Annotated in this window: 7 protein-coding genes; all 7 read right to left on the reverse strand. The window is 47.8% G+C overall.

Features of this window, described 5'->3' with window-relative positions:
- Window positions 1-15: 15 nt before the first annotated feature.
- A complete protein-coding gene (locus AT746_RS16655) occupies window positions 16-927 on the reverse strand; it encodes a nucleotidyl transferase AbiEii/AbiGii toxin family protein (protein ID WP_062482666.1) in 912 nt (303 codons plus the stop codon).
- Window positions 924-1694, reverse strand: a complete 771-nt coding sequence (locus tag AT746_RS16660) for a type IV toxin-antitoxin system AbiEi family antitoxin (RefSeq protein WP_062482669.1) — start codon at window positions 1692-1694, stop codon at window positions 924-926. Before AT746_RS16660 ends, AT746_RS16655 begins: the two co-directional genes overlap by 4 nt.
- Before the next feature lie 342 nt (window positions 1695-2036).
- Window positions 2037-2300: a hypothetical protein gene (locus AT746_RS16665; protein WP_062482672.1), complete on the reverse strand. Its 264-nt coding sequence runs from the start codon at window positions 2298-2300 to the stop codon at window positions 2037-2039.
- Window positions 2301-2354: 54 nt separating this feature from the next.
- Window positions 2355-3197 carry a hypothetical protein gene (locus AT746_RS16670; protein WP_062482681.1) on the reverse strand — a complete coding sequence of 281 codons (843 nt, stop codon included), beginning with the start codon at window positions 3195-3197 and terminating at the stop codon, window positions 2355-2357.
- A 123-nt stretch (window positions 3198-3320) separates the two neighbouring features.
- Entirely contained in the window at window positions 3321-3563 is a 243-nt protein-coding gene (locus AT746_RS16675; protein ID WP_156413724.1) for a hypothetical protein, read from the reverse strand.
- Window positions 3564-3689: 126 nt separating this feature from the next.
- Window positions 3690-4115 carry a hypothetical protein gene (locus tag AT746_RS16680; protein WP_062482686.1) on the reverse strand — a complete coding sequence of 142 codons (426 nt, stop codon included), beginning with the start codon at window positions 4113-4115 and terminating at the stop codon, window positions 3690-3692.
- The gene (locus tag AT746_RS16685) at window positions 4109-14080 is read right to left on the reverse strand and encodes a chitobiase/beta-hexosaminidase C-terminal domain-containing protein (protein WP_062482687.1); all 9972 of its coding nucleotides are present in this window, start codon (window positions 14078-14080) and stop codon (window positions 4109-4111) included. The genes AT746_RS16680 and AT746_RS16685 overlap by 7 nt, the downstream gene beginning before the upstream one ends.
- Window positions 14081-14361 lie beyond the last annotated feature (281 nt).

Consider the following 14361-nt stretch of genomic DNA (forward strand, 5'->3'; position numbering starts at 1 on the left):
CCCCGAACCAGTTGGCTAAAGATCAGATCGTTTTAACTGCACCTGCAATGCCTCAACATGAGCGTGATAGTCGTCTGGCCGTGATTTTTTAAACTTCTCCAGATTTATCAGCTTCCATTTCACCGATGGATAATGCGAAAAGTCGTATATCGACCATTTCGGCTCCAGCCGGTTCACACTTAGCAGAAACTCCTTATCTGTATCATTCAGGCTTTCATTGACGAGCCGAATAAGCTGACTTCTGGCCGCCTCCATGTCCTCATAGGTAAAGGGCCGATCTGACATGCCGTTAAACTGATTATCAAAAGCCACGCGTTGATCAATATGGTTTGGGCTGAGCATTTCATGGGTTGGCCGATTGCTACAGATAAGGGCATAGATAACCCCTTCTTTTATCTCAGTTGAATAGCTGTGCTCTTGAAGCAGTAAGTGAACATCGAACAGGTCTCTGGGGTGCTGCCTGTCCAATGCCGCACAAATCTTACCCCCGTATAGCTGGGATAAGGGAACAACCTGTATATCGCAGAATGCATCAAAGTACTCCTGTGCAGCATCACACAATGGTTGCACTGGGGCCGTGCCTCCAAGCACGCCCCGGCCAATCATATTGACTTCTATTTTGACCAGCACATCGCCATCCTCAACCATGAGTTTGCACACGTCCGTTTTGTGCGTGATCCTAATCGTTGGCCTCAAAGCAGTGATGTTGGCCTGTATTCTGGCAAGGGCATCATTGATTGCGCTGATGCTTTCGTCCCTGTCCTGAATGGGTATATAGGTCAAGTCGATATCCACGGATAACCTTGGCATATCCAGCACAAATAAATTGATGGCTGTACCGCCGTGTAGTGCGAAGCACTTTTCCTTCGCCACTTCGGGAATCACGTTTAGTAGCAGATTCACCTGCCGTAGATATTGTTCTCTCATGTATGTGCTTCGAGCGTCTTGGGTACAGTGATCTGATATTTAGGGATATAGACGCCATCAGGCTCTATCTGGCGTTTACCTTTGCCTAAATCGATGGAATCCAGGTTGAGATAGTTAACCCAACTGTGTCCGGCTTTTTCAGCCATGTACAGAAACAAGCGTTTCACTTTCACAGAGGTACAGGCTTCCAGTAGCGTCTGTACAGACTTGGGGCGTAAGTTGTTTAACCCTTCCATCAGTTCAAACACTTCCAGTAATGGCTGGCTTTCCGGTGCCAGATACAAGCACTCCATTACCGCTCTGGCAGGACTTGATAGCTTTATCTGAAAGTCCTTGTAGCTGTATTCCGTCAGACCCAGCTCTGCTGGTAAAAAGGAAGATGACTGATACTCCACTTTAAGTTTCCAATCATGTTTTTTAAACCATGATGGAAGCTGTTCAGCTTGGAAGCCAAACAGCTGACAGCGCTGCATTGATAAGTCCAGATAATGTGACTTACCCAACAGCGACAACGCTGTTTTTGCCCCCGGATGTATGGAGAGACCTAGCTGGGTTTGCAGGGTATAGATACCCCCTAGCGCATCAACGGCATCGCCGCTTCTGACCAATGCGCCTCTTTCAAGCTGGGTAAACCAGTTGCTTTTACGATAGCGCTTTTGCAGCTCAGGGCTATAGCCTTGCTCTGTCAGCCACGCAGAGGTCAGCACAACGCCACGTGGCGTTATTGACATCAACTGGTTTATTTTACTTTTACTTTCGGTACTCATAGTATCAATTTAGTACCATTTTTAAACTTCGACAACTGAATAGTTTATAATTTTCATAAAAACGGTACTTACAGTACCCATATAAAAACAATTATAAACCAAATGTGTTGTTAAGAGTTCGGCTTATTTATTGGATGATTACAGAGATGAGCAACCTTAGGTTCTTCACTGCCGGGTGAGATATGGCGGCGCTGCACCGAAATGCCCGGCCCGCTGACACGGACTGATCGCTTCTACCGGTAAGGACTGACCACCGTGCTGGGAGAACTGACCATTAATAGCCAACTTTAGTAAGAAAGTGCCTGGTCTCATTTCACCGCCAGACTAGCCAGACACGCAGGATTACTTTGTCAGATCCAGGCTGCTGACAAAGCGTTTATGGGGTGTGTAAATTTTGGCGGGATGGCCTGTTTGGGCGATAAGGCCAATGGACCTCAATACTCCAACATCACTGTGCACGTTCTTATAATTTCTTCCCAACAGCGAAGCCAATTGTTTGATGGTTATGCCCTGTTCGTATTTGGCCAGGGTGCGCAATAGTTGATATCGCTTAACGGATAAAGCACTAAGCAGAGTCTCCAGGTTCTCATAGGGTTGGGGCTGCATCTGAACTCCAAAAAATCTAGGGGGACACGATAACCTAGTATACGGTCAAATCACTCAGTCAGTGGACTTATGTGCACAATCCTGCACGGGCCTTTCAACTTTATCCTTGGCAACAGCCATCTGATAGAACTCCTTTGGCATAGTCATCGTCACGGGACCGCATTGAGTCAGTAGACCCAGGTAGCTTTGGTGTTTCAGGATAAGCCTGCCTACTTGATGCCCAGGTAAATCCGGGTTACCTATATGAGTTGTGGCCACACGAACACACTCATCCCAGTAATCATCTTCGTCGGCACAGAGTGATTCTTCATACCATGCTAGCCGCTTTTCGGCAATATCATTTCCATGCTTCATACCTATCAACGGGAAATATACCCAGATCATAATAAACAGGGGCACACAGAAAATTACAATCAGGGCAAAGTACGAAACCACAAAGGCCCACAGGGATTGTTCTGCATTAAAAAACCACCTTATTGTGTCAAACGTCCTTGGGTAACTTCTCCGAATCTCAGCCAGTGTACGGAGCGTCCCAAAGGACTTCTTCTTGAAAAGTGATTTCCTGGGCTTATTTTCTGCTGTCGCAGCCATCCACATCCTGGCAATAACATAAATTGTGAGCAACATGATGGACATACTTCCCAAGCCAAGCTTCGTCCACCAATGTACAGTGGTGACGCCGAATTCCCGACTGGCTGCGTAAGTCCACATCAACGCATCCTCCCACTCAATGGGAAAGAAACCATACTCAAAGCCGAATCTATTGATATACCCCTGATAGAACGCCAATCCGTAGATGTACAGTGCATTGGTGGCCAGGCCAGAGCCCAAAGCAACCAGTAAAATCTTTTTGAGAATTTCTCTTAAAGTGTTGGGCATCGTATCCATATTTGCCATACATATTTTTCTTGTATCGGTTGGCATAACACAAGCCGCGCACAGGAATGCAGACAAGGTTATCCAAAGGGGATGAAATACTGGTGCCGTGCGGCATCAGCAACCACTTTCATTATCGGAATATCAGTTTTGGTTCTTCTTCTCTTTACGGGCTTTGATTTTGAGCACTGCACTGGTGTCGTTGCGGGACAGGCATTCTTTGTCGTGGCCGTTTTTGAAGGTGAGTTCTACCGGCTGGTTTTGCTGCTTGGCGCGCTGGGCGATGGCCATTTTGGTGGGCAGATCTTCATCACCGACAAAGCCCAGCACCTGCCAGTTCTGGCCTTCCAGCTGGATAAAGGTTTTCTCTTCGGTTGGATACAACATCTGCACCTTCGCATCCGGGCATTTGACGTTGGCTTGGGCGAAGGTTGGTAACAGAAATACCATTACTGCTGCCAAGATTAAAATTAACTTTTTCATCATATGTTCCGTTTAATATATCCTGTCCAATTACTTAATTTGGATCTGACCCTTTTTATTACACTTATGCTTTCTAGAAACCCCAATATAAACCCCTATATCACACAAAAAATAGACATCCTTTTTAGCAAGATAACTCCTAAACTCACCTTTCCACTGTAGTTCAGACCAAGGTATATAAAGATTTTTCAACCAAAAATTAAAAATAGTTGGTTTTATGTAAATACCTTTCTCATTAGAATGCACATACATCCCATTAATATAGTTTTTCGATTTCCCCTCATCCCAATAGTAAAAAATTTCAGTCTCACCACCTACAGCCTTTTCATCACTATTGTCATGATAGTGGCGCTTCAACTTTTTCAGAATCGGATCTTTCGACTCGGAAAAATATGTTTTAACTATGATAAAAACAATCAAGGAAAGAACAAAAATTAAAAACAATGACTCTACCACAATTCTTTCCTCCACGTTTCCATCCCGTTTCCTTCAGTAAGGGAAAGGCCATTTGCACCGTGACCATATCCAAATTCAAGTATTGGAAATCTTCCATATTCGAGAGAAGGTACACTTGATCCTCGAACCCCCGGATATTCATTTATCATCTTCACTTTTGGAAGTGTTGCTGAACCTGAGTATTTCCCATATTTTCCAGAGACAGAAGTACCAAACCCTTTCAAATCATCCACGGTGTTATTCAAACCTACTGAGATACGGATGAAGCTAATCCCCCCACTACCCGGTAGTTGCCCCCCAACTTCTGGAGTAATTATGTTGACAACATCCCCATTTGTTCCTAGAGCGAACGTATTTGAACCTCCAGCAGTTCCTCCTCTTCTACCATAAGAAGCACCGAAGGTAATACCAATGAACGCACCTTCCCAGTTCTTAAATCCGTCGTATATCTGAAATAGCTGATCCCTAACATCGCCATCCAACACTCTATTCCAAAAGTATCCCGCAAATGAATCTTCGTCTGATTTTGGAAAAGACGGTAGGTGGGAACCTATATTGCCCAAAGCAGATTCAACAAAACTTGAAAACCCTTCCACGAAAGAGCCAAATGAATTATTGTCTACTTGACTGACAGTTGCTTGCCCCATCAGATCCATGGTTTTTCCACTTTTCATTGTCGCAGAGGCTGCATTAATCTGCGCTCCATTACCTAATTTGCTATTAACGAAATCAGCAACATGACTCTTAAAATCACTGTGCTTACTGTTAAGAGATTTCGTGCTTGTGTCTCCAGAACTAGAGTCCGTAACTTCAACATCTACACACTTCTTGAGGCGCGTACCAGTCTCAGCCGAACAGTAACCACTGGGATCAGTCCCAGCTAACGGGTTATTCATAATATACGAGTAAGGGTTAATACTCTGGCTGTTGCCGGGGCTTTGAATTACGGGGTCCACAGACAGGAACCGTCCGACCTTGTAATCGTACACCCGACCGTTCATATGAATGAGTTCGGCTTCATCCAGGTGTTCGTGACCGGTAAAGCCACGTCGGCTTTCACTGTCTGGCAGGCGGACCAGGCTTTGTTCACTCCAGTCACCGCCCCTCGGTGCGCCAAAGGCGTCGAAGTGCCGTCTGGCGACCACCTGGCCGTTATGGTCGGTGAGCGTGGTGGCACTGCCGAGTCGGTCTCTGTGGGTAAAGCGAATGGATTTATCTGTATCACTGAGTTTGATAATGGCCACATCGCTGATATAGACGGCCTGGGTGGTGCTGCCACCCTGGCTTTCCACCTCATAGTGTTTATCAATATACCAGGTGGTGGTAGTGGTGCCGCCTGTGGTTCTGACCTGTTTAACCCTTGAGAGGTCAGCGCCGTAGCTGAGGCTCACCGAGCCGTTTTTATTGATTTGCACCGGCTTATTAAACACATTGTAGGCAATTCCCGTACTGCCATTTCTGGTGGTCAGGTTGCCTTTTTGGTCATAGCCGAAGCTGACGCTGCCGCCGCCTTTTAAGGCAATACTTTTGATTTTGTTATTGCCGGTATTGTACTGATAAGCACTTGTGCTGTTGGTGGAGTAATCGGATTTATATCTGATATTGCCCACTGCATCATAGCCATAGTCCACATCGAAGCTGATACCTGTGCCGGTGGTGCTGGCATGGGTTAAGCGCTGCAGCTCATCGTAGGTGAAGCTTTCAGTGCGGTTCAGTTCACTTATCAGGCTTTGCTGCTCTTTCAGGTTACCGTAGCTGTCATAATGGCTGTAGTTCAGGTACTGGATTAATCCACCGCTATCGACCTGGCTGTAGAGCATCTGCCCGGTTTTGGCGCTGTACTGGTTAGTACTTTCAACCTGGCCGCTGTTATCGCCTATCAGGGCATGGGTGATATTGCCCCAGTGGTCCTGAGCAGTAATCTGGCGGTAGCTGTAACCACTTTGGGCGTTGTATTCACGGCTCAGGTAACCCGTGCTGTTGTATTCGTAACCTAATGTCAGGTTATTGGGGTACACCAGGGCTTTAGGTTTACCGCTGTTACCATCGTACTGAGTTTGGGTGGTATAGCTCTGGCCATCAATGGTTACTCTGGTGTGAGTAATACGTGCCGCATAGTCATACTGGTAGGTCTTGCTGGAGCCGTTTTCACTTTCACTACACAGCAGGCCGTCACGGCAACCGCTTTGCGCACTGTCCCAGGTAAAGGTTGCGGTGCTGCCATCGGCGATGCGCTGTGTAACCCGGCCGGCCTGGTCCATGTCGTAGAAAATGGACTTCGTGTTGGCATCCAGTTCTTTTTCCAGCTCGCCAAAGTCATTGTAGGTAAAGTCGGTTCGCCCCTGATTGGGGTCGATGACCCAGCGTTTTCTGCCCAGCGCATCGTAGTTAGCCGTAATACTATTGTTATTGGCATCCTTTATCAGAATCGGATTGCCGCCGGCATCATACAGATACTGGGTGGTGCCGTTTAAGGCATCCACGGTTTCGATTAGTTGCTCCAGGCTGTTATAGGTGCGGCTCATGGTGAGATAAGCCCCATCCTGCGGCTGGGTGTTGATGGTAGTTTCCAGTCCGCTATAGCTGTAGGTGGTGGTTAAGTCACTGTGGGTGCCGGTGGTGACTTTTTTACCGGTGCGCCCCAGCACATCGAATTCACTGTAACGGGTTTCGCCTTTACCACTGGCGCTATAAGGCTGACTTTCTGAGGTTTTCAGGCCACGGGCATTAAATGCCACATCCTGTTTTACCCAACTGCCGTCAAAGCCCTGGGTGCGGCTGTGTACGGTGCGCCCGAGCAGGTCTTTGTGCTCCTCACTCTCGGGGCTGCCCGCCTGGCGGCTGACCACTTTCATAATGGCGTGGTTGCCACTGGCATTCTGGTAGCCAAGGTACTGCGCCGGTTGGCCGGTCACATTGATTTCAACCGGCCGTGCCAGTGCATCATAGGTGGTTTGCGTGACCACGCTACTGGCATCGGTTTGCTCAACCGGCTGGCCGGTGGCCGGGTCGGTTTTCTGGTAGCTGTGCAGGGTTTTGCCCGCACTGGCCTTGACCGAGGTCTGGTACGGGAAGTAGCCATCATTGGCGGTGGTTTGCCCGTTATTACTGTAGTAAATATCGGTCACACGGTTTTGTGTGGCGGCGCTCATGGCGCTGCCAGTAAAGACTGTGCCGGTGCGGGTGATTTTATTAGGCAGGCCGTAATCGTTATAGATATAGGCGGTGTTCAGGCTGCTGCCATCGCCACTGACCGTCTGGCTTTGTGGTTTGCGATGGGTGGTATTCCACACCACATCGGTGACCACTACCTGTTGGTTGTTGGTGCCACTGGCCGGGGCCGGGCCGGTTTTATGGGTCACTGCATCTTTGGTGACCGTGCGCTGCTTCCAACGTCGTGGCCAGCTTTCATTGGCGTCAGGGTAGTCGGTAACCGTTTCCACTATCTGGTTAAGCGTATCATCATCCACTTCGCGGGAGCTTTCCAGCACATTACCAAACTGGTCAATATCATTGACGGTATTAGTGACGGTGGAATATTCCGCAAAGGTGTTGATGTCATACTGTTTGGTCACCGACTGGTAGTTATAAATATGGTACAAGCCGTTGCGGAAATAGCTGGGATTATCGCGCCAGTCGTTAATTTGCGTTCTAAACGGCGTGGACTGACCCTGTTTATATACCCGCTGTGCAGCAATCTGACTGGTATAGGGGAATTTAACCTCAAACTCGGTTTCGGTGCTAATGTTGTTGGCATTATCCAGCACCGTGATGCCGGTAAAGCCCCTGAAGCCGCGCCCTTTAAAGTTATAGGTGGCATCGGTATAGCGGTACTCAAGGCTGTTCAGCCCGCCCACTCCGTTGCTTTGTTCAAACTTAGAGACCGCATACATGCTGGAGGCAAAATTAAAGTGCTGGTTGTCCACCACTTCCCGCAGCATCTGATAGTAGTTGGCTATTTGCCCGGTAGTCAGAGGCAGGTATTGCCAGCGACTCAGCTTACCGGCACCGTCCTGCACCTGTTCGAGTAAATCAATGGCTTTGTAATCTGCACTGCCGGGGCTGGCCTTGTCGGTCGCGCCTAAATTGTGACTGACGTAGACCTTATTTTTGGTTAAGCCCTGCATCGGCGAGCCGGATGTGGGGGTCACAGAGCAATCGGTTGTATATTCACAGCCGTAGGCAAAAACCAGATCCGGCAGTCCTTTACCAAAACCGTCACTCATAAAAGCATTATTGGCCGCACCGATAATATCCGTATCTTTAAGTTGAGCCTGGATACTGCCATCTGCTTGTTCTACAAACTGTAACGCCTGGTAGCGATAAATATTTGTATCCCAAATAGAGCTCATGGAGATACGAGTGCCATCCTGGCCAAAGTAAGAGCCATAATGCGCACTGCCACAGCGGGTTGTTTCCTCTGCAGTTCCTCCACTACCAATGGGATAATGTCGGAAGGTAAAACAACCGCTGGCAAGGATCTGCTGGTCATCCGGGAACAGCAGCTCATCAACGCCGTCACCATTAATATCCGCAACTTTGAATGACTCGGAAAACTTGGGTATCACCTCATAGATAGGCTCCTGAGGCGTTGAAATCGGCGTTTGTACTACCCGGGTTGGTAGCTTGGCTGCCGGGCCCAAATCAATGGGATCGGTAAACTCTCCATTGCCTTTATTCAGCTTGACCATGAAATACCCGTTTTCATCGGCTATTTGCTGTTCGTACCGATCATAGTCGGCAGCAACGTCATCAGCGTCGGCAGTATCACTTCCCATCACTATTGGAGGGGGATTTGGTATAAAACCGCCACCTCCGTCATCACCATCAGATAACCCTTGCGCCATCCAGCCCAACCAGTCGGGCAAACCGTCACCATTTACATCAAGCAACATAGAAAAGTCACCGAACTGGCCAAAACCGCCGAAGCTCAGTTCTTTTTCCACAAACGTGACCGATGAGCCGTCAGCCTGAGTAAGCAATAAGCGCTTCAGGGTAGCGGAACTCTCATGGGGATCCTGGCGGGTCACGGCCAGATCCGGCAGACCATTACCGTCCATATCGCCCAGATATTGCAGTATCTCATCCGGGCCAATATCCACCATCTCCTGCTCTGATGGATAAGGGTTTAATGGGTTTGTACTGTGAAGATATAGACTAACCCTGCCGGAGATAGTCACTCCGCTGCCATTTTTTATTTTGGTTCCCACGACCAGGTCCGGCCAGCCATCGCCGTTATAATCTGAAGCATTGACCAGATTATCTTCTCTGAACATGTCTGATTGCAGAGTAACGTTCGTACTGACCTGAGTTACAACGTGAGAGGGGTAGTCCGTCAAACCTATTTTCAGAAATCCATTCTCAACCCACCAGATGTCAGTCCGGCCATCTAAATCAAAATCGGCGTTCACACAGATGGGGCGACCAAGAAAATAGCTTTGTTCACACGAATTGGTTTGATAGTCATTGATGCCGTTTTGACCCCCTTCGGCGTTGACAAAATAACTGCCCCAATCTCTTACACCATCACCATTGATGTCCCCTGCTGCTGCCAGGGTTGTGATATCCGGAACTATTTGACCATCGGTTGGAATAAGCTCATTTCCCTGAGCCGTTTTGAGTTCCTCTAGAGTAAACGTTGTGTCAGTGTCTGACCAATCAAAGTCTGTTGACTGTCGACAAATGTTGGCGCCCTGATATCCGCATTCGGTAATGCTTTTCAGTAACGAGCGCTCACTGGCAACGCTGGGCTGGTAGGCGAGGCTGTAATCCCTGACCTTACTACCGGCATACCAGGTTGAAATGGTTTTGAGGCGACGGGTTTGGCGGGTTTTACCTCCGGCCAGGTACTGTGAGCGCTTATCCGGGCGTGATTCGTAAGCAAAGCGAACCTCCCGATCACCTGCGCCACTGGCATCACCTGTATAGTTGATTTGTTCAAGTAACACTTCCCCGGAACTAACACTGTCGTAACTATAATCAATCCGGTTGCCGCTGAAGTCCATCTCCTTGTCCAATAACCAGCTCATGGGAAAGAGCTTGCCCTCGGCTCTAATTTTGGCACTTTGGCCGTAATATTGGATATGATTATTGGGCAGATGGACCTCAAAATAAGCAGCGAGGCTGTTGATACTTCCGCCTCGTTGGATAACCCTGACCATGCTATCCAGTTCAGTACGATATTCGGTGCCATTGTTGCCATATACACCGCTAATAGCTTTAAGCCTTTGCCCATCCAGGCAAAGTTTATCTGTACTTAAATCATATTGAATATCACTGTAGAAACCATCCTGTGCCAGTGTTGAGGGACAACGGGAAATACTGCCGCCAGCTGACAGGCTGAAGCCCACTCCGGCAATGCCATTACCGCTACGACTGCTGTAACTGAGCGCCACATTCGGTTGCATGCCGGCACGGCCTGGTGGCAGTGTAATGGGGATCTGATAACCTGCGGCCCCACCGTCAGCGCTGCCGGAGGCAGGTGTGGCGCCGCTGAAATTGCTGGCTGGAGCTGTAGGCGCAGAAAGGTTCGCATCCGCCACTTCTCCATTGGGCTTCGCCCAATCCGGGTTATCGGCATCAAAGGTAAAAGTCGCTTCAACCATATCACTATCAGCCATGCCGTCTGACTTAGCTATTGCATAGACTGTGCTGGTAGTGCCTATTTCAATAGGATCCTGATAAAGCTCACCCAAAGACGATGCGTTAAGCGAGTAGTAAATTTGGGCATCCGGAGTGCTGGTATGTAATGAAACCGTCTGGACTTCTGCATATTGACCGCCATCTGGGGTGAACACCGGAGCCTGCACTTGTTCAGCCTGAGAAAATAAGACTGAAACTTGGCAGTCGTCTGTAACGGGCCCAATTGTATAAACATTTTCATCAAGACTGCCAGCACACCCCTCTGCGCTTTCAACTATGTATCCTACCCCCGGCAAAAGTGCGAAGGACGCCGTTTGCCCTTGTTCTACTTGTTGGCTGGCAGGTTCAATATTTCCCTCTCCTGATATAGAAGTAGTAACCATGTAGAGTCCGGTAATACTGAATGGCTGGCTGCTCGTAACCAGACTTGGGCCCATATTTGCCTTATAAGCTCGGGCCTTAACTACAGAGTTTGTTTTCAATTCAAAAGGATCAACGTACTCCGTTGAACTGACTGTCGGAGTTGTACCATCTGTTGTGTAGTACAGTGTTGCCCCTTCCGTTGAAGTGCTCAATGTAACAGTAGCTGAACCAACAAACTCACCGCCATTGGGGTTAACTGATGGTTGATGGGGTCTAATCGTATATTCTTCAGTTGCAATAGAGCTTGATGTTAACCCTGACTTGAAAGCCTTTGCCTTTAGGGTCGTATTCGTTGTTATAACAATCGGTGCTGTATATTGACTGCTGCTGGTTGTAGGATTTGCGCCGTTGGTAGTGAAATAAATATTTGCACCCGCAGTGGCGGATGATATTTCAATAGTTTTACTGCCAGTATAAGTGCCTGATGTTGGGTTTATAATTGGTTTACCGACTCTTGATAGAGCACTGAATGATGCAGACACTGAACAAATGGAGGTAATATTACCCGTAGTATAAGTACCACCCGAAAGTGTACCGCCGCATCCCGTCACATTACTGATCTGATATCCACTGCTGGCACTGACTGTGTAGCTGCCTGTATCACCATAATGAATAAGGCGGCTGGAGGGAGAAATACTCCCCCCGGCACCAGAAGTAGCCTTAATAGTAAAAGGAATATCAACATCACTACTTAACTGCGACCAGGCACAATTACCCGGCAAGCAAACTTTTACCTGCAACTGATATTTCCCTGGTGAAAGGCTAGGAAAAGTATGACTGCGGCTAGTACCTTTTGAGACCGCATTGCTATAAGTTCCACTGCTTCTCTTGTAACGAACAGCGTAACTGGTTGCCCCCGATACCGCCGACCAACTGACTGAAATAGCTCCGCCGGTATCATTGACACTTGCGACACTGGCAGAAGGTGCGCCCGGCTTTGCCACAACCTGTACCCCGGAAGACGTAGGGCTATAATCACCACACCCCAGAGTATTACAGGCCTGAACCTTATAATAATAGGTACCTGTGGGTTTGTTGCGTGTGCTTGAACGGCTTGTTCCCTGAGCGATCACACCACTTTGTTCACCGGTCAACTTGTAAGAAGTCGCCCCACCAGTACCTGTACCCCAACTGACAGAGTAATTGGTATTGGCAAAGGCTTTGCCTGGCACAGAAGGCGCACCCGGAGGTGAAGGGGCCTTTAATGTGACGGTTCTCGTTCGCGTACTACCACAACCTACATTTTCAGGGTTGCAGGCACGCACCTCATAGGTATAAGTTCCTTTACCTCCTGAAGAGGGAGATACCATTGCACTGAAATTACTTTGAGAAGCGTTGGGTTGGGTAACGGTTTTAACGACTGTTCTCGCTCCGCCCGGTGCAACCTCAGTGATCCGGTATTCACCATTAGGTACAATACCGCCCGCCTTTTGCCACTGAAGTGTGGCGCTGCCGTTTAAGTAAACAGAAATTGGGGAAACCGTCAGATTTTGTACCGGGCCAGGGCTGGTATAGACATACACCCTTTTATAAGGGCTCAATGAACTACATTCATGATAACTACATATTTTGTATTTATAGTAGCGGAAGCCATAGGTACTGTGAGTTCGGGTTGTAGTATATCCTTGCCCCAATCCTCCAAACACCTTTGAATAACCTGAACTGGGACTCGTACTTTCATACAACTCCGGCCATTCAGGTTGGTTTGAACCTGAATGCGGCAACGACATCTGTATGGTATAAGCTTTGTTGACTGGTTGATAACTTCCACCAGGTAAGGAAGGTGGATCATTCGGAGTGATCGGAGGTTGATAACAATTATCGGTTACCTCTTCTCCCTCTGGTAAGGACTGCAGCGGAGGGCAATCAGGCTGAATAATACCGCCTTCGATAACCCGCGGGATCTCTTCACTGAGACAGATTTTTTCAAATTTCCGGGTAAGGGGAGAATAGGCAAGATCTTTACAGCTGTTATCTATCAATTCTCCTTCTACAATAAGATTGCCATCCTGATCCAGCGGCTCTCCATCCTCACTGAAACCGCCGTTCGCATTATACACTCTGACCACCTGTACCGGCTCATCAACACTGCTGCCTTCAATATGCACGACGGAATATCTATCCGGATCCCAGTCATAGGAAGCTTGCTTTGGCGTGGGTGAATCGGTTGGTTGAGCCAGAAGCGTGCCAACTGGCTGCCCTAGCCAAAGGCTATGAGGCTCCAACGCTTGAGCTGACAGCAACAGAATATCCTCAATACCGTTACCATCATAGTCATTGATATAGGGGATCCTGATAGCAGAAGAGGGCTCAAGAGTTTGTACAAGCTCCACACCTGACAAGCCCGCGTTACCGGAAGTAAACTGATACAGATAGAAGGACTCTCGCTGCACTCCGGTAACCAACACGCTATCAATGCCATCGCCATCATGATCGACGCTTAATAATCCCCTTGTCTGATCAGGATTAAAATCAGCCGGTACATCCATGGATAAGGATATAAGATTTTCACTGACTCCTTGATCGGAGCCCAAAGCAATTTTTACGTTAGGATCCTGGGGACTTAATTGCGCGATATCGTCAAAACCATCGCCGTTAAAATCACCTGCGACAATTTTCCCGGCTTCGGCCAACGATAAAAGTTGCGGCAAGACTGAGACATCCGCAAATCGGAAAGTATCTCCTTCCCAACGCCCCAGCACAAGAAATGAGTCGTTATCAGCCGTGCGGCTATGAGAGATCAAATCGGGTAATCCATCACCATTGAAATCACCAAAAATTTCATAGTGACTCTCGACGGTCCGTTCCTCAAAAAGGATTTCCGGTGTCTGAGACTGGGCAAAAGGAGTGTAGGAGATAAACAGCAAAAATAACGCTGAAGCAACGAAAGTCCATTTCATAATAAAAATCCATTTATTACTTTTTAATTTCAGTACCTATACAAATACCCAATAGGTATAAGCGATAGTTATTATTCAAAGTAGCAGTACTTTCGGCGTATGTAAAATAAAAATCCTCTATTCAATAGTCTCAGATAAATAAACTCTCCTTTCACTATATGAATATGATATGCAAATGCCAGAAACCTCAGTTTCGTGCTGACATTGTCATATATACTTATCCTCTCTGCTACATTTGTGTACCAGTTAATATTAAATAAATCAGTGTCTTATATAACCAT

Source organism: Lacimicrobium alkaliphilum, from assembly GCF_001466725.1.
Classification (GTDB): Bacteria; Pseudomonadota; Gammaproteobacteria; order Enterobacterales; family Alteromonadaceae; genus Lacimicrobium; species Lacimicrobium alkaliphilum_B.

Coding starts and splice junctions, on each gene's coding strand:
- AT746_RS16655 (WP_062482666.1), bottom strand. CDS start 927: ATGAGAGAACAATATCTACGGCAGGTGAATCTGCTACTAAACGTGATT.
- AT746_RS16660 (WP_062482669.1), bottom strand. CDS start 1,694: ATGAGTACCGAAAGTAAAAGTAAAATAAACCAGTTGATGTCAATAACG.
- AT746_RS16665 (WP_062482672.1), bottom strand. CDS start 2,300: ATGCAGCCCCAACCCTATGAGAACCTGGAGACTCTGCTTAGTGCTTTA.
- AT746_RS16670 (WP_062482681.1), bottom strand. CDS start 3,197: ATGGCAAATATGGATACGATGCCCAACACTTTAAGAGAAATTCTCAAA.
- AT746_RS16675 (WP_156413724.1), bottom strand. CDS start 3,563: ATGTTGTATCCAACCGAAGAGAAAACCTTTATCCAGCTGGAAGGCCAG.
- AT746_RS16685 (WP_062482687.1), bottom strand. CDS start 14,080: ATGAAATGGACTTTCGTTGCTTCAGCGTTATTTTTGCTGTTTATCTCC.